Source organism: Micromonospora sp. M71_S20 (genome assembly GCF_003664255.1).
GTDB lineage: Bacteria > Actinomycetota > Actinomycetes > Mycobacteriales > Micromonosporaceae > Micromonospora.
In genome coordinates this window covers 3,543,858-3,564,692 of sequence record NZ_RCCV01000001.1, presented here as the reverse complement: position 1 = coordinate 3,564,692, position 20,835 = coordinate 3,543,858, and the positions used below count along the sequence as shown (strand labels likewise).

At 75.7% G+C, this 20,835-nt stretch carries 20 protein-coding genes and 1 pseudogene; 6 read left to right on the top strand and 15 right to left on the bottom strand.

The features are described 5' to 3' along the window. Positions 1-320 precede the first annotated feature (320 nt). Both DER29_RS15330 and DER29_RS15325 read left to right on the top strand, forming a co-directional pair. The gene (locus DER29_RS15330) at positions 321-2,993 is read left to right on the top strand and encodes an FtsK/SpoIIIE domain-containing protein (RefSeq protein WP_121399252.1); all 2,673 of its coding nucleotides are present in this window, start codon (positions 321-323) and stop codon (positions 2,991-2,993) included. Beyond that, positions 2,990-3,655 (top strand): hypothetical protein, encoded by a 666-nt coding sequence (locus tag DER29_RS15325; RefSeq protein ID WP_121397948.1) that lies wholly within the window; start codon positions 2,990-2,992, stop codon positions 3,653-3,655. Before DER29_RS15330 ends, DER29_RS15325 begins: the two co-directional genes overlap by 4 nt. Before the next feature lie 33 nt (positions 3,656-3,688). Here DER29_RS15325 and DER29_RS15320 read toward each other — a convergent pair whose 3' ends face one another. Both DER29_RS15320 and DER29_RS15315 read right to left on the bottom strand, forming a co-directional pair. Further along, positions 3,689-4,957 (bottom strand): cupin domain-containing protein, encoded by a 1,269-nt coding sequence (locus tag DER29_RS15320; protein ID WP_121397947.1) that lies wholly within the window; start codon positions 4,955-4,957, stop codon positions 3,689-3,691. Between the two features lie 9 nt (positions 4,958-4,966). Continuing rightward, positions 4,967-5,254, bottom strand: a complete 288-nt coding sequence (locus DER29_RS15315; protein ID WP_088993704.1) for a hypothetical protein — start codon at positions 5,252-5,254, stop codon at positions 4,967-4,969. Between the two features lie 263 nt (positions 5,255-5,517). Here DER29_RS15315 and DER29_RS15310 point away from each other — a divergent pair, with 263 nt between their 5' ends. Both DER29_RS15310 and DER29_RS15305 read left to right on the top strand, forming a co-directional pair. Further along, the gene (locus tag DER29_RS15310; protein ID WP_233599817.1) at positions 5,518-6,297 is read left to right on the top strand and encodes a PIG-L deacetylase family protein; all 780 of its coding nucleotides are present in this window, start codon (positions 5,518-5,520) and stop codon (positions 6,295-6,297) included. A 9-nt stretch (positions 6,298-6,306) separates the two neighbouring features. Then, positions 6,307-7,113, top strand: coding sequence for a DUF72 domain-containing protein (locus DER29_RS15305; protein WP_121397946.1), 807 nt, complete (start codon positions 6,307-6,309; stop codon positions 7,111-7,113). 57 nt (positions 7,114-7,170) lie between these two features. Here DER29_RS15305 and DER29_RS15300 read toward each other — a convergent pair whose 3' ends face one another. The 9 genes and pseudogenes from DER29_RS15300 to DER29_RS15255 all read right to left on the bottom strand — a co-directional run bounded on the left by DER29_RS15300 (position 7,171) and on the right by DER29_RS15255 (position 13,363). Then, a complete protein-coding gene (locus DER29_RS15300; RefSeq protein ID WP_121397945.1) occupies positions 7,171-7,599 on the bottom strand; it encodes a DUF2267 domain-containing protein in 429 nt (142 codons plus the stop codon). Between the two features lie 301 nt (positions 7,600-7,900). After that, a complete protein-coding gene (locus DER29_RS15290) occupies positions 7,901-8,773 on the bottom strand; it encodes a DUF72 domain-containing protein (RefSeq protein WP_121397943.1) in 873 nt (290 codons plus the stop codon). A 48-nt stretch (positions 8,774-8,821) separates the two neighbouring features. Beyond that, a complete protein-coding gene (locus tag DER29_RS15285) occupies positions 8,822-9,220 on the bottom strand; it encodes a TraR/DksA C4-type zinc finger protein (RefSeq protein WP_089000644.1) in 399 nt (132 codons plus the stop codon). A 160-nt stretch (positions 9,221-9,380) separates the two neighbouring features. Then, a complete protein-coding gene (locus DER29_RS15280; protein ID WP_121397942.1) occupies positions 9,381-10,019 on the bottom strand; it encodes a uridine kinase in 639 nt (212 codons plus the stop codon). A 233-nt stretch (positions 10,020-10,252) separates the two neighbouring features. Beyond that, on the bottom strand, positions 10,253-10,855 hold the full coding sequence (locus DER29_RS15275) for a winged helix-turn-helix domain-containing protein (protein WP_121397941.1): 603 nt from the start codon (positions 10,853-10,855) through the stop codon (positions 10,253-10,255). 385 nt (positions 10,856-11,240) lie between these two features. Continuing rightward, positions 11,241-11,795 (bottom strand): winged helix-turn-helix domain-containing protein, encoded by a 555-nt coding sequence (locus DER29_RS36085; RefSeq protein WP_121397940.1) that lies wholly within the window; start codon positions 11,793-11,795, stop codon positions 11,241-11,243. Positions 11,796-11,843: 48 nt separating this feature from the next. Next, positions 11,844-12,338: a rhodanese-like domain-containing protein gene (locus tag DER29_RS15265; RefSeq protein WP_121397939.1), complete on the bottom strand. Its 495-nt coding sequence runs from the start codon at positions 12,336-12,338 to the stop codon at positions 11,844-11,846. A gap of 110 nt (positions 12,339-12,448) precedes the next feature. After that, a complete protein-coding gene (locus tag DER29_RS15260) occupies positions 12,449-12,904 on the bottom strand; it encodes a cysteine dioxygenase family protein (RefSeq protein WP_121397938.1) in 456 nt (151 codons plus the stop codon). Positions 12,905-12,993: 89 nt separating this feature from the next. Further along, positions 12,994-13,363 (bottom strand): annotated as a pseudogene (locus DER29_RS15255) (signal peptidase I). A 109-nt stretch (positions 13,364-13,472) separates the two neighbouring features. On the opposite strand from DER29_RS15255, the gene DER29_RS15250 reads away from it, so the two are divergent. Next, on the top strand, positions 13,473-13,826 hold the full coding sequence (locus DER29_RS15250; protein ID WP_370040302.1) for an ankyrin repeat domain-containing protein: 354 nt from the start codon (positions 13,473-13,475) through the stop codon (positions 13,824-13,826). Positions 13,827-13,906: 80 nt separating this feature from the next. Further along, entirely contained in the window at positions 13,907-14,866 is a 960-nt protein-coding gene (locus DER29_RS15245) for a DUF3500 domain-containing protein (protein ID WP_199729309.1), read from the top strand. Between the two features lie 103 nt (positions 14,867-14,969). On the opposite strand, the gene DER29_RS15240 is transcribed toward DER29_RS15245, so the two are convergent. From DER29_RS15240 to DER29_RS15225, 4 genes are all read right to left on the bottom strand, one after another. Then, positions 14,970-15,482: a DUF2231 domain-containing protein gene (locus tag DER29_RS15240; RefSeq protein ID WP_121397935.1), complete on the bottom strand. Its 513-nt coding sequence runs from the start codon at positions 15,480-15,482 to the stop codon at positions 14,970-14,972. A gap of 200 nt (positions 15,483-15,682) precedes the next feature. After that, on the bottom strand, positions 15,683-16,423 hold the full coding sequence (locus DER29_RS15235) for a GAF and ANTAR domain-containing protein (protein WP_121397934.1): 741 nt from the start codon (positions 16,421-16,423) through the stop codon (positions 15,683-15,685). 184 nt (positions 16,424-16,607) lie between these two features. Continuing rightward, complete coding sequence (secA2, locus tag DER29_RS15230) at positions 16,608-18,899, bottom strand: accessory Sec system translocase SecA2 (RefSeq protein ID WP_121397933.1); 2,292 nt, start codon at positions 18,897-18,899, stop codon at positions 16,608-16,610. Positions 18,900-18,996: 97 nt separating this feature from the next. After that, positions 18,997-20,811, bottom strand: a complete 1,815-nt coding sequence (locus tag DER29_RS15225) for an ABC transporter ATP-binding protein (RefSeq protein WP_121397932.1) — start codon at positions 20,809-20,811, stop codon at positions 18,997-18,999. Between the last annotated feature and the right edge of the window lie 24 nt (positions 20,812-20,835).

Sequence of the window (20,835 nt, the reverse complement as noted above, 5' to 3'; positions counted from 1 at the left end):
GTCGTCGGCGGCCCGGGAGCGGGCGTCGACAGCCGGCCAGGCCGCTGCGAAGCCGGACCGGGCGGCGACACCCGGCCAGCCCGGCCCGACGGCCGACCGGGCGGCGACGCACGACCGACCCGACCCGACGCCGGACCGGCCGACGCACGGCGGGCCCGGTGGGCCGACGGGCTCCGGCGGCGCGACGGCGCGACGCGGTGGACCGGCCGCCGACGCAAGCGCCGCGGGACGGCCCGGATCGGCCGGTCGCGTCTGGTCGAGCCCGCCCTCGGGCCGGCGGGCGTCGGGCGGCACCGCGGACCCGCGCGGGCGGGGCGTCGATGGCTGACCGGCGCAGCCAGCTGGTCACCCGGGTCCGGGGCATGCTTGGCGAGGCCCTCGGCGCCACCCGGACCCGGCTGTCCACCGCGCAGGCCGAGCTGACCACCGCCCGGGAGCGGCTGGCGAAGGTCCGGCGGGCCGCGGCGGTGGTGCCGGAGCGGGTGGGCGCGCAGCGTGACCGGCGGCTGGCGGAGATCGACGATCGGCACGCCGCCCGGATCGCGGAGCTGGCCCGGCGCGCGGCGGACGCGGCGCAGCGGGAGGCCCCCGGAGCGGCCTCGGCGGACTGGACGCGGTGGCGACCGACCCCGACCCGGCGGGCCGAGCCGCCGGGCGCGCTGCGCATCGGCACGGTACGCATCCCCGGCGCCGAACCGGTGCCGGCGCTGGTGCCGCTGCTCGACGCCGGCCACGTCGAGCTGACCGGGGACGACCGGGAGGGCTGCGACGCGGTGGTGTCGGCGTTGCTGCTGCGCGGCGTCGGGCGCGCCGATCCGGGCGCCGTCCGGCTGGTCGGTTACGACCCCGAGCACCTGGGCGGCGGCCTGGCCGGTTTCGCCCCCCTCGGCACCGCCGGGCTGCTCACCTTCGTCGGCCCGGGCGGGCTGGCCCGGCTGCTCGACGACCTGGTCGAGCAGATCCGCCGGATCAACGAGACGGTGCTGGCCGGGGAGTACGTCTCGCTGCGCGAGCTGGCCGCCGCCACCGGCCGCCGGCCCGAGCCGTGGCGGGTGGCGGTGCTGCTGGGCGGGGACGAGCTGTCGCGGCACGAACGCGGCCAGCTCGACCGGGTGGTCCGCACCGGGGCGGCCTGCGGCGTGCACCTGGTGGTGCGGGGCGTGTCGCTGCCCGAGGATCCCACCGTGACCCGGGTGGGCGCGCACGCCGACGGCGCCCGGATCGGCGGGCCGGCCGGCCTGCCCGTACGCCTCGACCCGCCGCCCCCACCGGTCCTGGTCACCGAGACCTGCCGGGAGGTGGCGGCGCGGGTCAACGCCGGCCCCGCACCGACCCCGTTCACCGACCTGCTGCCGCCGGTGGAGCAGATGTGGCGGGAGGATTCCGCCACCGGGCTGACCGCCCCGATCGGCGAGGGCCCGCACGGCCGGCCGGTGCTGCTCACCCTGGGCGACTACCCGCCGCACGCACTGATCGGCGGCCCGTCCGGCACCGGCAAGACGAACCTGATCTTCGCCTGGATCGGGGCGCTGGCCGCCCGCTACTCCCCCGCCGAGCTGGAGTTCTACCTCCTGGACTTCAAGGAGGGGGTGTCCTTCGCCCGGTTCGCCAAGGGCCGGCGGGACCCGAGCTGGCTGCCGCACATGCGGCTCGTCGGGATCAACGTCAACACCGACCGGGAGTTCGGCCTGGCGTTGCTGCGCTTCCTCGCGGAGGAGCTGCGCCGGCGGGCCGACGCCGCGAAGAAGCACGAAGTCACCAAGCTCGCCGAGCTGCGCGCGGTCGACCCCACGGGGCACTGGCCGCGGATCGTCGCGGTGGTCGACGAGTTCCAGATGCTGCTGGCCGGGCGGGACGTGGTCGCCCGGGAGGCCGCCGACCTGCTGGAGGACCTGGCCCGGCGCGGTCGGTCGCAGGGCATCCACCTGGTGCTCGCCTCGCAGGACGTACGCGGCATCGAGGCGCTGTGGGGCCGTCCGGCCCTGGTCGCGCAGTTCACGTTGCGCATCGCGCTGCCGAAGGCGCTGCGGATCCTCGCCGAGCGCAACGACGCCGCCCAGTCCCTGCCGCGCCACCACGCGGTGGTCAACGCCGAGTCGGGCATGGCGGAGGGCAACCAGGTGGCCCGGATCCCGTCGGCCAGCGACTGGGAGACGTGGAGCGAGTTGCAGCACCGGCTGTGGCGGATGCGCCCGCAGGACGCCGCGCCGGCCCGGCTCTTCGACGGCGACGCGATCCCCCGCCTCGCCGACGCGCCGGACTTCCGGGCGCTGACCGCGCCGGAGACGGGGCACCCGCGTACGCCGGTGGCACTGCTCGGCGAGATCATCGACGTGCAGTCCCGCTCGGCGGCGTTGCGGCTGCCCCGCGCTCCCGGCCGCAACCTGGCGGTGCTCGGCACCCGGGTGGACGAGGCGTGCGCGGTGCTCGACGCGGCGGCCCGCTCCCTGGCCCGCCAGCACCGCCCCGGCACGGCCCGCTTCTCGATCGCCTGCCTCGACCCGGACGCCGACCCGGCGGCCCGGTCCCTCTACGAGGATCTCGCCGACGACGCCGCCTGGTACGACGAGGAGACGGTCGGCGAGCTGATGGCCGAGACCGCCGAGGGGCTCGGCGCGCCGGGCACCCCGCACTACCTGCTGCTGTTCGCCGTCGACGCGGCGGCCGGGGCATTGGCCGCGCGGATCGGCCGGCGCACCGGGCTGGAGGAGCTGCGCCGGATCCTGCACGACGGGCCGGAGCGGCGCACCCACGTGCTGGCCTGGTGGCGCGGCGTCGCCCGGATGCGGGCGGACCTGGGCGGGCCGGCGGCCCGCACGGACCAGATCGGCGCCTGGGTGGCGCTGGACGCCCACGGCGGCGAGCTGGGTTCGTCGCTGTATCCGGGCACCGGCGGCCCGGACTGGTATCCCCGCCCCTGGCGGGGGCTGTTCTTCGACCGGGCGGTGCACCGCACCGGCCAGGTGATCATCCCCTACGGACCGGCGCGATGAACGAACCGGTGACCAGTGAGTCGTACGCGGCCCAGATCCGTCGGCTGGCCGAGCTGAGCGCGCGGGTGCGCGTCCAGCGGGCCGAGGCGCACACCTGGCACGCCCAGCAGTGCGCCGCGGCCGAGCGGGCCGTCGCCGAGGCGGAGGCCGAGCTGCGGCGCGCGGAGCGGGAGCTGGTGGACGCCCGCGAGGAACAGGAACGGGTGGACGCCGAGGTCGCCGACCTGTGGCAGCTGCTGCGCGGCCGGCTCGGCGGCTCGGGCCGTCGGGCGGGCGGGCCACCGGCGCCGGTGCCCGGCGCGACGGGCGACCCGGCTCCGCTGCTGGCCGGCGTGCGGGACCTGCTCAACCGCACCCGCCAGCCGGGTGACCTGCCTGGCTCGGTCAACCCGCTGCTGGCGTTGTGCGGGGTCGCGGGCGCGGTGCTCGCGTACGCCCTCGGCGGCGCGGCCCGGGCGGCCGGCGACCGGTACGGCGGCGAGCTGGCCGTCGGGCTGCCGGTGCTGGCCCTGGTGGTGACGCTGCTGGGCCCGCTGGTCGGTCTGGTGCCGGCGAAGGTCCTCGCCGACCGCCGGCACGCCGTGCTCGGCCCCCGGCCGATGACCGTCGTGCTCGTCGCCGGGCTGGTGACCACCGTCGCGCTGCTGGTCGCCGGCCGCTGAGCCGGCGGCCCCGCCGCTGAACCGTGGCCCCGCTCAGGCGGGGACCAGCACCGCCTCGCGCAGGAGGCGGCGGGCCAGGGTCAGCCGGTCGGCGTCGTCGTCCAGGCCCGGCAGATCGCCGACCCGGACGGACCCGGCGCCGAGCAGGGCCCGCACGGCCGGCGCGCACGACGCGGGCAGGGTGATCGTGCGGTCGAACAGCACCAGCGCGACCTGGTCACCGCGTGGGGTGAGCCGCCAGCGCAGGCCGGGTCGCGGTGCGAGCCGGGTGTCGGCGTCCAGCGCCGCCAGCGCGGCGGCCTGGGCCAGGGGTCGGATGGGTGCGGGCCGGGCGGCCGGCCAGGCGCGCTGCCGCAGCCGCGCGGCGACGGCCGCCGGGTCGGCCCGCAGCAGCCAGTCCCGCAGCGCCTCCACCGTCTCGGTCAGCTCCGGCTCGATCGCGTCCGGGTCGGCGACGTCGGTGCCGAACGGCAGCGTGGCGCGCAGCCGCTGGTCCTCGGCGGCGAGGGCGAGCAGCTCCTCGACCATGGCGTAGCGGGTCAGCGCCCGGACGCCGACGGTCAGGTGCAGCGAGCTGGACTCCTGGGCCTGCGCACTGTGCAGCCAGCCGCGGGGCAGGTAGAGCGCGTCACCGGGGGCGAGCACCACGTCCAGCGCGGCGGGCCCGTCGGCGGTGGCGGCGACCTCGTCGGCCCGGCCGCCCCACGGCTGCTTCTCCAGCGGGTCCGGCAGCACCGGCGGGTGGATCCGCCAGTGCTTGCGGCCGTCGACCTGGAGGACGAAGACGTCGTGGGTGTCGTAGTGGGTGGCGAAACCCTGGCTGCCGGCCGGGGTCAGGTAGGCGTTGACCTGCAACGGCTGCCCGACGGCGGTGCCGAGCTCGCGGGTGAAGTCGGTCAGGGCCGGCCAGGTGCGGTGCAGGCCCTGCAGGACGAGGGTGGCGCCGCCGGCGTACAGCTCCAGCACGCGCTCGTCGAGGACCTGGTCGGCGATCTCGGCGCCGGCGCCGCCGCCGCCGGTGAAACGGGCCGCCGGCACGAGCTGGCCGTCCTTGGCGATCCGCAGGAACGGGGTACGCAGGCCGCGGCGGCTGAGCAGCTCGTCGGCGTCGGCGGGGCTGAGCAGGTCGGTGAAGCCGTCCCGGTTGGGCAGCTCGTCGGCGCGGGAGAGCAGCGGCGTGCGTCCCCAGTGGGCGGCGGCGAACTTCGCCGGCTCGACCGACACACAGCGGGCGAGCGCGGCGGAGGCCTCGGACGGAACCGCCGGGCGGCGGTCGCCGCCCGGCGGGTCGATGTCAGTCATGGCGGTCCGTCAGGCGCTGCCGTCGGCGCCACCGTCGTGCTGACCCGGAGTGGCACCGCCGTCGGCCGGACCCTCCGCGCTGCCGTCGGCGCCACCGTCGTGCTGACCCGGGGTCGCGCCGCCGTCGGCCGGACCCTCCGCGCCCTGGTCGGCGCCCTGGTCGGCACCGCGCTCGGCGCCGCGGTCGGCACCACCGTCGGCGCCACCGTCCTGCTGGCCCGGGGTCGCGCCGCCGTCGGCCGGGCCCTCGAGGCCGCCGCCGCTGGTGGTCTGCATGTCGTCGTCGTTGAGTGCCATCGGTGCTCCCTAGGGATGTGCCGCCCCGCCGTTACGCCGGGGTCCGTCGTGCAGCGGGTGGTACCCCACACGCGATCTTCTCTAACCACACCGTAGACGCCCGTTCCGGTTCACACCGGCGGTTTCGCCGTGCCCGGGCCCGGCCGACCGGACGCACGGCGCGGCGCGTGGTACGGGGCGAACGCCAAGGTGTCCGCGATCGCGCCGCCCGGCGGCGGAACCGGGGCCGCGCCGCCGCGCGTGGCGGCGCCGACGGTGACAGGATGGTCCTGCCCGACCAGGAGGTGGCGATGACCGAGCCGACCGGGCCGCGCCCGCTGGAGCCGGTGACCGAGCAGTGGCAGCGCGCGCTGGCGATCGTGGCGCACCCCGACGACCTGGAGTTCGGCGCCGCCGCCGCGGTCGCCCGCTGGACGGCGCAGGGCAAACAGGTCGGCTACTGCCTCGTCACCAGCGGCGAGGCCGGCATCGACGCGATGCCCCCGCCGCGGGCGAGGGAGGTCCGGGAGCGGGAGCAGCGCGAGTCCGCCGCCCTGGTCGGGGTGGAGACCGTGGAGTTCCTCGGCCTTCCCGACGGCGTCCTGGAGTACGGCGTGCCGCTGCGTCGTGCCCTCGCCGGGGCGGTCCGCCGGCACCGGCCCGAGATCGTGATCACCAACAACTTCCGGGACACCTGGGACGGCGCGTACGCCCTCAACCAGGCCGACCACATCGCCACCGGCCGGGCGGTGCTGGACGCCGTCCGCGACGCCGGCAACCGGTGGGTGTTCCCCGAGCAGCTCGTCGACGGGGTCGAGCCGTGGAACGGGGTGCGCCAGGTCTGGGCCGACTCCTCGCCCCTCGCCACGCACGGGGTGGACGTCACCGACACCTTCGCGCGGGGCGTTGCCTCGCTGAGGGCGCACGAGGCGTACCTGACCGGGCTGGGCGACGGCGGCTTCGACCCCGAGGAGTTCCTCGAAGGGCTCAGCCGCCCCGTCGGCGACCGGCTGGGCGTCCGCCACGGCGCCGCCTTCGAGGTCTTCCCCTTCGACCTTCAGTAGGGACGACGGATGATCCTGCTCGGCACCTCGGGTTGGCAGTACCGCGACTGGCGGGGCCCCTTCTATCCGACCGGCCTGCCGCAGCGGCTCTGGCTGGAGCACTTCGCCGCCCGGTTCGCCACGGTGGAGGTGAACAACGCCTTCTACCGGCTGCCCGAGCGCGACACCTTCGCCGCCTGGCGGGCCCGCACCCCCGACGACTTCTGCGTGGCGGTGAAGATGAGCCGCTACCTCACCCACGTCAAGCGCCTGCGCGACCCCGCCGAGCCGGTGGCCCGCTTCCTGGGCCGGGCCACCGCGCTCGGCGACCGGCTCGGGCCCGTGCTGGTGCAGCTGCCGCCGAACCTGCCCGCCGACCCGGCGGCGCTGGACGCCACGCTGCGGCTCTTCCCCACCGACGTGCGGGTCGCCGTCGAGCCGCGGCACCCGTCGTGGTGGACCGACGCCACCCGTGCGGTGCTGGAGCGGCGGCGGGCGGCGCTGGTCTGGGCGGACCGGCTCGGCCGGCCCGTCGCGCCCCGCTGGCGCACCGCCGACTTCGGCTACCTGCGCCTGCACGAGGGGCGGGCCAACCCCTGGCCCCGGTACGGCCGCACCTCGCTCGCCTCCTGGATACGCCGGCTCGCCGACGCGTTCGGCGACGACGAGCCCGCGTACGTCTACTTCAACAACGACCCCGGCGGCGCCGCCATCGTCGACGCGACCGCCTTCGCCGCGCTCGCCCGCCGGGCCGGCCGGTCGGTCAGCCGTGTGCCCGGGACGCCGCCGGTTCCCGACGACCGGGGCGAGGCGGTGGTGTCGAGCGCGCCGGCGTGAACGGCACGCGGTCCGCTCCACCGGTGGCGGAGCGGACCGTCGCGGACGAGCGGCGCGTCAGGGAATGATGTTGGCCATGTCCTTGGGCATGGTGGCCTTCACGTCCTCCCACTCGCCCTGGGTCACGTGCCGGCGCAGGGTGTCGAGCACCACCTGCACCACGCGCTCCGGGCCGCCCTCCACGTCGTACGGGAAGCCCTGCCGGACCTCCAGCAGGAAGTCGTCCCGGTTGAGCTTGATCGGCACGTCCGACGGCTTCCAGCCGTCGAAGTAGATCCCGCGCACGAGCACCGGCAGCTGCGCGGCGAACTCCACGCTCTCCTGCACCGGCATCCGGTCGCGCAGCAGGTGCAGCACCGTGCGCAGCGCGCAGTAGGACTGGTTGCGTTGCTCCTTGGGCCAGCCATAGGCCTGCTCGATGTCCTTGAGGATCAGGTTGGTCTTGTCCATCGAGGACTCGAACGCGGAATGCAGCTGCTCAGCCATCTGTCCACCCCCGTACGTCGGTCTCCCACCGTCGGTCGTCGTCACGTCGCGGCGGCCCCACCGGGCCGCGCGGCTGCCGGGTCGGGCCGACCCGGGCGGGGCGCGGCGCCCACCGGGCGTCGGCGGACGACCCGACGACGTGCAGCACGGCGCCGCGTCGTCGACCCGGTACCACCCGAACCGTCATCTCCACCCACCTCCGTGGTGTCGCCTTCCGCGGCCACGGTCGACCGCACACACCGTCCATGCTGCGCGCCGTCGGGGTGAGCGGCCCTCACCCCGACGGGGTGAAACGCCCGGGTCAGTCGGCGTCGAGCAGCCCGGCGAGGGTGGCGGCGTTGGTCTGCGCGTAGTCCCGGTAGCAGTTGTTCATCAGGACGTGCGTCTCCCGGGCGGAGTCGGCCAGCTCGCGCAGCTTCGGCGCCCAGTCGCGCAGCTCCCGGTCGGCGTAGCGGTAGCCGAACTTCTCGTGGATGTCCTTGCTGGTCCACTTGTCGCTGTGTCCGTGGAAGCGGACCACCGCGAGGTCCGCGGTGGCGGCCAGCACCGGGGGCACCGACGAGCGGTGCCCCTGCGGCATGTCCACGCAGACGTACGCCAGCCGGTGCTCGCGCAGGAAGGCGAGGGTCTCCCCGGCGTTGTCGCCGTCGAACCAGGAGGCGTGCCGGAACTCGTAGACCGGGCGCAGCGGGGCGCACCGCTTCGCCACCTCCAGCAGGTACTGCTTGTTGTCCCGCTTGATGGTGAACCAGGGCGGGAACTGGAACAGCAGCGCGCCGAGCTTGCCCGCCTCCACCAAGGGGTCCAGCGCGGCGAGGAAGCGCGTCCACACCTCCTCGTACGCCTGCGGCGGCAGGTCGTCCGGGTACAGGTTCTTCTTCCCCGTGTCCGGCCGGAGGTCCTTGTAGAGCGCGCCGACCCGGGTCGGGTGCCCGGTGAGCAGGCTGAACGCCTTGACGTTGAAGGTGAAGCCGGCCGGGGTGCGCTCGGCCCACAGCCTCGCCGTCCGCTCGGCGGGCGGCGAGTAGTAGGTGGCGTCGACCTCGACCAGCGGGAACTGGCGGGCGTAGTACGCCAGCCGCTTCTCCGGGGTGTCGGCGGTCTGCGGATACCAGCCGGAGTCCAGCAACGTCCGGTCGGTCCAGGAGGCGGTGCCGACCTTGATCTCACCCATCAGTCGACCTCGCCGCGTTCCGGACCGACCGGCAACCGCTGGCGGGGATCAGGCCGCCCGACGCTCCCGGTTCTGCTTGCACTGCACGCAGGTGGTGGCGGAGGGGAAGATCTCCAGCCGCTCGACGGGGATCGCCGAGGTGCAGCCCTCGCAGAAACCGTAGGTGCCCTCCTCCAGCCGGGTGAGGGCGTGCTCGTACTGGGCGCGGCGGTCGAGGATGGTCCGCAGCAGGGACTGCGCGGTGTCCCGCTCCGCCGTCTTGGTGCCGCTGTCGGCCTGGTCGTCGCCGGCGGTGTCACCCACCTCCACCAGCCGCAGCACCTGGCTCTGGAGCACCGCCTGCTCGTACTCCGCGGACAGCTCGTCGTAGCGGGCCTGCAGGGAGCGCCGGATCTGGTCGATCTCCGCCTGGGATCGGCCCGTACCGATCGTGTCGTGGACGAGCATCGCTGCCTGCCTTTCTGGCCTGAAAATCCGCCGGGGCACCGGTACGTGCGCCCAGCCCCGTGGTGGTCTGTGCGCGGGCGGATCACCCGCGCTCTGTGAGCCGGGCGAATACCCCGGCGGGCCGACGCTCAAACCGACGACTTTTCGCCGCCTCACGGCGTCAGGGCGACACCGTGGACTCCACCAGGGCCGGGTGCCGGGGATCGTCGGCGCGGACCACGACGTCGGCGAACGAGGCCGGGGCGACCTCGTCGGCGTACCGGGCGAAGGCGGGCAGCGTCCACCGCTGCGCGGGGTCGGTGCGCCGGGCCAGGGCTGCCGGGGAGAGCACCAGGTGGACGGTGAGGTCGAAGGGCAGGCCCCCGCCGAGCAGCAGCGCCCCGCTGACCAGCAGGACGCCCCCGGGCGGCAGGTCGACGTACGCGGCGCGGCTGGCCCGGTCGGCGGTGGCGTCCCACAGCGAGGGCAGCACCCGCCCCGAGCCGCCGGGCCCGGCCGGGTCAAGCACCTCCCGGCGCAGCCCCGGCTCGTCGACCCAGCCCTCGTAGAACGCGTCGGGGTTGGTCCGGCCGAACTCCAGGCGCACCGACGCGGGGCGGAGGAAGTCGGCGGCGCGTACGTGCAGGGCGGGCCGGCCGAGCGCGCGCAGCGGGTCGACCAGCGCGGCGGCGAGCTCGTCCGGGCCGGCCGCCGGCGCGCCGTCGACGGCCACCCGCAGCCGGCCGGGGGCGTCGGTGCCGGCGAGGCGTTCGGTCAGCTCGGCGACGAGCAGCTCCGGGGAGATGGGTCGAATCCGCATCCGACCATGGTGCCCCGCCGGCCGTCTCGCACGGGCCCGCCCGCACGAGGGCGCGGCGGGCGGCGTCGGCCACGTCGGCGGTGGACGCGGCAGGCGGCGGTGACGCGGTGGGCCGCCGTGCGGCCGTGGTGGGCCGGCATGCGGCCGTGGTGGGCCGGCATGCGGCCGTGGTGGGCCGGCATGCGGCCGCGCCGGGCGCGCGGTGGGCGGTGGGCGGTGGGCGGTGGGCCGCGTCAGCCGTTGCGGTCGATGGTGACGCGGGCGTCGTCGGCGAGCCGGTAGCCGACCCCGTAGACGGTGGTGACCAGCGGGACGTCGACGCCGACCTTGCCGCGCAGCCGGCGGACGTGCACGTCGACGGTGCGCACGCCGGCGTGCTCGTAGCCCCAGACCGCGTTGAGCAGCTGCAACCGCGTGAAGACCCGGCGGGGGTGGGCGACGAGGTGCAGCAGCAGGTCGAACTCCAGCCGGGTCAGGGGCAGCGGCTCGCCGTCGCGCAGCACCGACCGGGACGACGCGAGGATGTGCAGGGTCGGGATGGTGGCGGCGACCGGACGCGACGGCGCGCGGCCGGCGGGCACCGGGTCGGGGCGGCGTTCGACGGTGGCGGTGATGACGGTGCCCTCGCCGCATTCCAGCATCTCCCGGGCGGCCTCCAGCAGCCGTCGGGCGGGCGGGGTCAGCGACTCCTCGGATGCCAACGGGATGTTCAGGGTCACCGTGAGCATCGGTGCGGCGGTGTTGGCGGGGCGACGCTGGCCACCCGGGGGTCGACCGGGAACAGCGGGCTGGGACGTATGCCATCCGGCGCGCGACGAGGCGGGGCTGACCGACATGGTCCTCCTTGGCTGGTCCGGGTATCTCCCCACGGCCCGGGACGCCGCTCCATCGATGCTTCCCGGCGCCCGGGCGAGGGTCAAGGGGCGGCTGCGTTGCATGAATGTGACAATTGACGAACGCATCGGAGCCGGATGCTCGCTCTGCGTACGAAGCCTGATGATTACAGCAGAGTCCCCGGGTTGACCCGATAGGGGGGTGCCCGCCCGGTTCACGGCGGTGGGCGCGGGCGCGCCGCGAATGGATGAACGTGGATCGGGTCGGCCCGCCGGAGGGTCGCGGGCACGCGACCGGGGTGGCGCGCGGCGTACCGGGGACGGGACGCCGGGCCCGGACGCGGCGGCGCGGCGCGCCCGGGCCGGGCACGCCGCGCGGGTGGCGCCGTCAGCGACTGCGCTCAATCTCGATGCGGGCCTCGTCGGCGAGGCGGAGGCCCACGCCGTAGACGGTGGTCACCACCGGCATGTCCGTGTCCAGCTTCGCCCGCAGCCGGCGGACGTGCACGTCGACGGTGCGCGCCACCGCGTGCTCGTAGCCCCACACCCGGCTCAGCAGCTGGAGCCGGGTGAACACCCGGCGGGGCCGCTCCGCCAGGAACAGCAGCAGGTCGTACTCGATGCGGGTCAGCGGGATCACGCGGGAGCTCTGGTGGACCACCCGCGAGTCGGTGGCGATCCGGATCGCGTGCGGGTCCACGATGGCCGGCACCGGCCGGGGCGCCGCCGGCCGGTCCTCGGCGACGCCGGGCCCCAGCCGCCCCTCCCCCGACTCGGCGAGTTCGCCGATCAGCTCCAGCAGCCGGGCCAGGCGGGGGCTCACCGGCCCCGGGACGAGGTCGAGGGTGATGGTGACGGACGGGGCGGAACGCGGTCGGACCGCTCCGATCCGCTCGGGGCGCGCGGTCGAGTGGTGTCGGGTGGGGATGGCGACGACGGACATGGAGCCTCCTGCGGCGGCGGTGCCGCCACGCCCGGTGGAGCGTGGCGGTCAGGACGGCGCCCGGCCGGCGGTCACCGGGGGCGCGGGGGTGGACGTGGGCTGCGGCGGGGTGGGGCCGAGCACGGGCAGGCCGGCGAGCCGCCAGGCGACGAAGCCGCCGACGACGTCCGTGGCGTGGCGCAGCCCGAGATCCTGGAGTGCGGCGGCGGCCAGCGACGAGGTGTAGCCCTCCTGGCAGATGACCATCACCCGCAGGTCGTAGCCGACCGCCTGGGGCAGCCGGGCCGGGCAGCGGGGGTCGAACCGCCACTCCAGCACGTTGCGTTCGATCACCAGCGAGCCGGGCACGGTGCCGTGGGCGGCCCGCTGGGCTGCCGGGCGGATGTCGACCAGCAGGGCCCCGCCCCGGTGCGCCAGGTGCGCGCGCTCCGGGTCCAGCCGGCCCAGCCGCGCCCGGGCGGCGGCCAGGATCTCGTCGATGCCCCGGGAGCCCGGCGGCGCCACCGGGGCCGGACACGCGTACGGGTCGTCGGTGTGCGGCATGGTCGTTCCCTCCACTGGTTGCTGACGGTTCACGTACGACGGCGGGCCGCCGGCGCGGGGCGGGCGGCGCGCAGGGGATGGCGGGCGGCCCGGGCGGCCCCGCGTCGCGCTCACCAGGCGACTCCGGCCTCGGCCACCTCGGCGACGCGCAGCCGGCCGTCGGCGAGCCGGTAGCTGGTCATCCGGCGCAGCGCGGGCCGGTAGACGTGGACGCTCACCGCCGGCTCGTCGGCCCGGTTGGACACCAGGTGCACGTGCCGCGGGCCGAAACGACGGCCGGAGCCGGCCGGCAGCCGGTGCGGGTGGAGCACGCCCCCGTCGACCGTCTCCTCGGTCAGGACTCCGGAGACGACCAGAAACGCGCCGCCGCAGCCGCCGTGGTCGTGCAGGTCGGTGCCCTGGCCGGGCAGCCAGCTCAACGCCCACACCTCGTGGTCGGGTTCGTGGGCGAGGCGGGCGTACCACCGGGAGACCGGATCGAAGCGCAGCGGCACCGGCCAGCGGGCGGGGTCGGCGGCCCACCGTCGGGCGGTGGCGAGCAGGTCGGGTGGGCGTCGGTCGGGCATGGCGGTCCTCGCGGTTCGGCGGTACGTCGACCCAGCATAGGCTGCAAACCCTATTGGTTTAGTAGGCAATCCCAGGAGCTGGGACGCGGTCAGCGGCGGACCGGCGGATCCACCCGGTAGCCGGGGACCGACGGCCAGCGCACCGTCAACACGACCGACTCGCGCTCGGCGTACCAGGAGTGGTCCACGCCCCGCCCCCACACCACGTAGTCGCCGGGCTCGCCGAGCACCACCGTCCGGTCCGGCAACTCGACCCGGAACCGGCCGCTGACCAGCACCAGCAGGGCCGTCCGCCGCTCCTGCGTGGCCCATCGGGAGCGCGCCTCCCCCGCCGGATGGACGCCCCACTTCACCTCGACGTCGGCACTGTGCCGGGCGTCGCCCGGGGGCATGAAGTGGCCGAGCAGCCAGCCGGCGTTCGTCCACACCCGCGTTGCCCACGTACACCCTGTCGTCCATCGACCCCTCCCCCAGCACGCCGGCCGAGCAACGTACCAGGCGGGCGTCCGACTAACCTGGACCGGTGAGTGAGGAACTCGACGCGGAGACGCTGGCGTTCGCGCACCGGATGTTCGACTTGGCCCGCGACGGGGCCACCGCCGAACTGGCCGACTACGTCGACGCGGGGCTGCCGGTCAACCTGACCAACGACAAGGGCGACACCCTGCTGATCCTGGCGGCGTACCACGCCCATGCCGAGACCGTCGGCGCGCTGCTCGCCCGCGGCGCCGACCACGCCCGGACCAACGACCGGGGCCAGACGGCGCTGGCCGCGGCCACCTTCCGCAGCAGCACCGAGGCCGTCCGGGCGCTGCTCGCCGCCGGGGCCGACCCGCACCACGGCAACCCGTCGGCGGTGGAGACCGCCACCTTCTTCGACCTGCCCGAGATGCTCGCGCTGCTGACCGCGCCGACCGCCTGACGCCGGTGCCCTGACTGACGGCGACGCCCGGCTGACGCCGACGCCCGGCGGGGCCGGTCCGCGCCCGGTATACAGGGTCGGTGGAGGATCCGCTGCCCGAACAGATGCGCACCGCCGCCACGGCGCTGCTGGCCGCGCTGGGCGAACCCGCCCGCGCCCAGGCCACCCACCGGTTCGACGACGAGGAAGCCCGCCGCTGGCTCGAGTACCGGCCGCGACCCCGGCCCGGGGTCTGCCTGGCCGACCTCGACCGCGCCGGGCGCAAGGCCGCGCACCGGCTGCTGGCCACCGCGCTGAGCCCTCCGGCGTACGCCCAGGCGATGGCCATCGTCGCGCTGGAGGAGGTGCTGGACCGGGCGGAGGGATGGCGTCGGGGCCGGCACAGCGGCGACTACTGGGTGGCCGTGTTCGGCGACCCGGCCCGCGACGACGCCTGGGCGTGGCGCCTGGAGGGCCACCACCTCTCGGTGAGCATGACCGTGGTGGCCGACCAGGTCTCCCCCGCGCCGATCTTCCTCGGCGCCAACCCGGCCACCGTCCGGTACGCCGGCCGCCCGGTCTCCCGGCCGCTGGGCGTGGAGGAGGATCTGGCCCGCGCCCTGCTGGACGCCATGGGCCCGGCGGGCCGGGCGGCGGCGATCGTCGCCGACGAGGCGCCCGGGGACATCATCAGCGCCACCCGTCCCCGGGTGGACGGCCCGTTGGAGCCGCTCGGGGTGCCCGCCGACCGACTCGGGCCCACCGGGCGGGCCCTGCTGGACCAGCTCGTGGCGCTCTACCTGGACCGGCTCCCACCCGAGCTGGCGGTCCGGGAGGCGCGCCGGCTCGACTCCGGGCAGCTGCACTTCGCCTGGGCCGGACCGACGGTGCCCGGCCGGCGCCACTACTACCGCGTGCAGGGCGACGACCTGCTCATCGAGTACGACAACACCACCGACGACGGCAACCATGCGCACACCGTCCTGCGCCGCCCGGCCAGCGACTTCGGCGCGGACGTCCTGGCCGCCCACCACGCCGAGTCCCACCACCCCACCCTCTGACGCGGCCCCCGCCGCCCTGGCCGCCTCGATCATGCAGTTGTGGCGCCCCGCGAAAGGCGCGAACATGCCTCTATCGCCCACCACAACTGCATGATCGACGCCGCTAGGGGCGGGCGGGGCGGGGGCGGGCCAGGTCTACGGTCGCGTCGGAGGCGTCGGCGAAGGCGTCGAAGGTGGTGGGCTCGGCGCGGCGGCCGGCGTCGAAGCGGCGGACCAGCCGGGCGCCCAGCGAGACGCCGACCGCGCCGACGCCCAGGGCCACCAGCTCGGTGAGCAGCAGCACCACGGAGGCGCCCCGCTGCGGCGCGTCCGCGCGGACGAGGCAGGCGACCAGGAACAGCGCGGCCATCGCCACGTTCACCAGGTTGAAGGTGATCGCCGTACGGCGGGTCCGGTCGACCGGCACGTCCCACAGGTCGATCATGCCGGCCACGCCGGCCAGCGCGGCGGCGACCAGGGCGGCCACGGAGGTCCAGTAGCCCACCTCACCGAGAAAGGCCGGTCCGCCGAGCACGTCGGCCAGGTCGAACACGGTCGCGCTCACGAAGAGCCCGAACGGGAACGTCACCAGCATCGGTTGGATCGGGTGCCCCTGCACCCGCAGCCGGCTCTGCATGGTTCCTCCCCAGGTAGGCACGCGTCACCAGTCCAGGGTGCTACCCGGGCGCCGGCACACCGAAACGACACGCGGCCCGTCGGCCCCACAGGTCACGCGGGCCACGGAGGTCACGCGAGCCACCATCGTCCGCGCCGGCCACAGGAGGGTTCGCACCGCCACCGGAGCCCGGACGGGCGGCGGACCGTCGGGGAGGAGGCTCAGTTGTCCCGGGGGCGCGACACGGTGGCGACCAGCCGGTCGGCCACCTCCCGCAGCGGGATGTCCAGCGACGAGGCCGCGCTGCGCAGCACGTCGAGCGCCTCCCCCGCCGGGCAGCCGCGCTGGGTCATGATCACGCCGATCGCCTGCCCGATCACCCCGTCGCCCAGCACCGAGGGGTCCAGTTCCCCGGCCTCGGCCGCCTTGCGTGCCCGGTCGCGGACCGCCGCGAGGAGCAGCCCGGCGTGCTCGGCGAGCAGCATCGCGGTGAGCTGGTGTCCCGGGGTGAGCAGGTCGGCGGCGCCGGCGTAGAGGTTGATCGCCCCGATCACCTGGTCGTCGACGTCGACCGGCGCGGAGATCACCCCGTGCACGCCCAGCTCCCGTGCGCGCGGCGTCCAGGCCGGCCAGCGCTCCTCGCGGTCCAGCCGGTCGGAGATGGTCATCTCCCGCCGCCGGATCGCGTCCATCGCCGGCGAGTCGGGGCCGTGCCGCAGGTCGTCCAGACCCGCCAGGCGCGCGTCGGAGGCCGCCACCCCGGCCGGTTCGCCGGCGCGCAGCGCGGTGAAGCCGCACCAGCTCACGCCGACCACCGCCTCGCGGGCGGTACGCACCAGCGCGTCCAGCGCCTCGTCGAAGTCGTCGACCGCGATCAGCGCGGCCGTCAGCTCGCGCAGCAGGGCGGCGGTCTCCAGGACGCCGAGCCGCTCCACCGCCGGGTCCCACATCTCCAGGTTCACCGCTCCACTGCCCCCACCGTCCCGGCGCGCGCTCCCGCGCGGCCGACCGGCGCCGTCACCTGTTCCATCGTCTGGTCTCTCCCGACTCCTCGGACCCGGCCTACTACCCTCGCAAACCGGGGTCGAAACGGCGCAAAAGGGGGCCCCTTTCGGCAGCCGAAGGCGCCGAAAGGGGCCCGGAGCGTCAGCGCGACGCGGAGCTGAGCCGCCGCCCCACCGAGGCGATCAACCGGTCCAGCTCCGAGCCGAACGGGTTGTCGTGCACCAGGTAGGTCCAGGTCGCGCTCGGCCGCACCAGCTTCGCCTCGTCCGGCTCCCAGTCGTCGGTGAACTCGGTCTCCTCGAAGGTCTCGATCGTCCGCCGCTCGATCTCCGGGATCAGGTTGTTGAACGCCGGCACCGCCGACCGGTGGAACTCGTCCAGCGGGTCGAGCCGGCCCAGGGCGCGCAGGTGCACGCCCTCGCGTACCTCGGAGAGCTCCGCGAGGTGTTCCGTCCAGAGCCGGTCGAGGTGGTAGAGGGCGATCGAGCGGGCGACCCGGGCGAGCAGGTCCTCGTCCATCTCGCCGGCCTTGTCGGGCACCCGGTCGAGCAGCATCAGCGCCGCCACGTCGCTGGTGAGCAGCCGTTCCCGACGCTCCGCGAGGGCTTTGCGCTGCTGCTCGATCACGACGCTGTAGCGCCAGGTGTTGCGGTGGATCTCGTGGTTGACGCCCTCGGCGACCCGCTGGGCGTGCTCGACGGCGTACTCGACCTGATCGTCGGTGACCAGGCCGTCGGCGTTCATCCGGGGCGAGGCGGGGACGGCGTCGCCGGCGTGCCGGACGACCAGGTCGTCCTCCAGGCTGACGAAGAAGACCGAGCCGCCCGGGTCGCCCTGCCGCCCGGCCCGGCCGCGCAACTGGTCGTCGACGCGCCGGCTGTCGTGCCGGCCGCTGCCGATCACGTAGAGGCCGCCCAGCTCGGCGACCCGGTCGCGGTCGGCCTGGTCGCTGCCGCCGAGCCGGATGTCCACGCCCCGGCCGGCCATCTGGGTGGAGACGGTCACCGCGCCGTACGCGCCGGCCTCGGCGATGATCGTCGCCTCCTCGTCGTCGTTCTTCGCGTTGAGCACCACGCAGGGCACCCCGGCGGCGTTCAGGCCGGCCGCCAGCCCCTCGGACTCCTTCACGTCCAGGGTGCCGACCAGCACCGGCCGCCCGCGCTCGTGGTGGCGCTTGATCTCGTCGACCAGCGCCTCCTCCTTCTCCGCGCGGGTGGCGTAGATGCGGTCCGGCTCGTCCTCGCGCACGCACGGGGTGTTCGGCGGGATCACCGCCACCTCGAGGCCGAAGAACTCCCGCAGCTGGTCGCCGACCAGCACCGCGGTCGCCGTCATGCCGCACACCTTGGGGTAGAGCGCGATGTACGCCTGCACGGCGATGGTGCCGAGCACCTCGCCCTCGGCGGTGGCGTCCAGCCCCTCCTTGGCCTCCACGGCGGCCTGGAGCCCGTCCGGCCAGCGGCGGCGCTGGGCCACCCGGCCCCGCATCTCGTCGATCAGCTCGACGGTCCCGTCGCGGACGATGTAGTCGACGTCGCGGTGCAGCAGGGCGTGCGCGTGCAGCGCCACGTTCACCGCGGACAGCTGCGCGACGTGCTCCTCGTCGTACAGGTCGATGCCGAGCTTGGCCTCGACGGCGGCCAGGCCGGCGGCGGTGAAGGCGACGCTGCGGCCGTCGTCGGCCACCGTGTAGTGCTTGCCCTTGCGCAGGCCCCGCACCTGCGCGGCGGCGGCGTGCACCGGGTCCTGCTCGCCGGCGACCGAGCCGGCGAGGACCATCGGCACCCGGGCCTCGTCGATGAGGATCGAGTCGGCCTCGTCGACGATCGCGGTGCGCAGCGGCGGCTGCACCCGGTCCTCCACGTCGGTGACGAGCTGGTCGCGCAGGTAGTCGAAGCCGGCCTCGCTGACCGAGACGTACGTGACGTCGCAGGCGTACGCGTCGCGCCGTTCCTGCGGGGTGGACGCCTCGTTGACCCAGCCGACGGTCAGGCCGAGCAGGGTGTAGACCGGCTCCATCCAGAGGGCGTCGCGCCGGGCCAGGTAGTCGTTGACGGTGAGCACGTGCACCGGGCCGTTGCCCAGCCGGACGTGCCCGTAGGCGGCGATGGTCGCGGTGAGCGTCTTGCCCTCACCGGTGGCCATCTCGGCGACCTTGCCCGAGAGCAGCGCCATCGCGCCCAGCAGCTGCACGTCGTACGGCCGCTGGTCGAGGCCGCGGCGGGCGGCCTCGCGGCCGATCGCGCAGATCTCCTCGTAGCCCGTGGCCTTGCCGGCGGCTTCGGTCAGCTCGGCGTCGTCGAGCGCCGACAGCTCGTCCTCGCGCGCCTCGACGGCCGGCAGCAGCTTCTCCAACGGCCCCAGGTCGACCGTCGTCCCCGGGCGCTGGAGGAACCGGCGGAACCTGGTCTTCAAGCGTTGCGACACACCCATGAGCGGCAACGGTACGCGACCGGAGCCCGCGTTGGCGGCCCGCCCGGCGCGCCGCCGCGCGGGTGTCGTCGCCGGGCGGGTCGCGGGCGTGGACCGCTCAGCTCACCAGGAGCTGGTGGGTGGCCAGCTCACGGTAGAGCGGGCTGGTCCCGGTCAGCTCGTCGTGGGTGCCGGTGGCCGCCACCCGACCGCCGTCGAGCACCACGATCTGGTCGGCGTCGACGACGGTGGAGAGGCGGTGCGCCACGATCAGCAGGGTGCGCCGGGCGGCCACCGCGTCGATGGCCCGGCGCAGCGCGGCCTCGTTGCGGGCGTCGAGGTTGCTGGTCGGCTCGTCGAGCAGCAGCACCGGCGGTCCGGCCAGCAGGGCGCGGGCGATCGCCAGCCGCTGCCGCTCGCCACCCGAGAGCAGCACCCCGCCCTCGCCCACCTGCACGTCCATCCCCTCGGGGGCACGCTCGGCCAGGTGGCCGAGGTTGACCTCGTCGAGCACCCCGCGCAGCCGGGCCTCGGTGGCCTCCGGCGCGCTGATCAGGAGGTTCTCCCGCAGCGTGCCGGCCAGCACGGGCGCGGACTGCTCGACGTAGCCGATGCGGGCGCGCAGCGCGTCGCGGGGCAGGTCCCGCACGTCGACCCCGTCGATGCGCAGCGCGCCCTCGGTGACCTCGTAGAAGCGCTCGACCAGCGCCAGCAGCGTCGACTTCCCGGCGCCCGACGGGCCGACCAGGGCGGTGCGGGTGCCGGCCGGCACGGTGAAGCTCACCTCGCGCAGCACCGGCGGCCCGCCGGGGTAGCCGAAGCCCACCCGGTCGAACTCGACGGACGCCGGGGCCCCGCCGGGCAGCGCCCGGGCCGGGGCTGTCGCGGGCCGGTCGGCCGCCCCCTCCACCGGCACGGCGAGCATCTCCTCGATCCGCTGGAGCGCCCCCAGCCCGGTCTGCAACTGGGTGTACGCGTGCACGGCCTGCCCGAGCGGAAGGACCAGGAAGAACAGGAACATGATGAAGGCGACCAGGTCGCCGACCGTGATCGCGCCCGCCGCCACCCGCGCCCCGCCCACCCCGAGGACCAGCAGGAACGCCCCCTGGATGGTGACGCTGCTGGCCGGGCCGACGAACGCCTGCACCCGGGCCACCCGCAGGCCCGCCGCGTACGCCCGCGCGGCGCTGACGCCGATCGCGTCAGCCTCGCGCCGCTCCGCCCGGGCCGCGCGGATCGTCCGGGCGGCGGAGATGGCGCGCTCCACCGCCGAGGTCATCTCGCCGACGCGTTCCTGGGCGGCGCGGGCCAGGCCCCGCACCCGGTGGGCGAAGGCGACCGCGATGGCGATGCCGGCGGCCACCCCGAGCAGGGTCACCCCGAACAGCACCGGGTCGAGCAGGACCATCGCGCCCGCCGCGCCGAGCACCATCACGGCGCCGGTGACCACCTCGAACAGGCCGGAGGTGACCACGGCGCGCAGCAGGGTGGTGTCCGAGCCGACGCGGGAGAGCAGGTCGCCGGTGCGGCGGCGGTCGTACTCGGCGATCGGCAGCCGCAGCAAATGGCCGGCCAGCCGCCGCCGGGTGCCCAGCACGACCCCCTCCGCGGTGCGTTGCAGCAGGTAGTCCCGCACCCCGCCGATCGCCGCGGCCACCAGCACCAGGGCGACCAGCGCCGCGACCAGCCCGGTCACGCCCCGGCTGCCGGAGAGCCCGTCCAGCACCGAGCGGGTGAGCAGCGGCTGTGCCAGGGACGCCGCCGCCCCGGCCAGCGACAGCGCGCCCACCACGGCCAGGGTGCCGCGGTGGGCGCGCAGGTACGGCAGCAGGGCGGCGAGGCCGACCCGCCGGTCGTCCACGCCTCCGTCCGGACCGCCGGCGGCGGTCGGCACGGAGTCGTCGGCGGTCGTGACGGGAGCGGCGGCGGTCATGGCTGGAACGGTATCGGGCCGCGC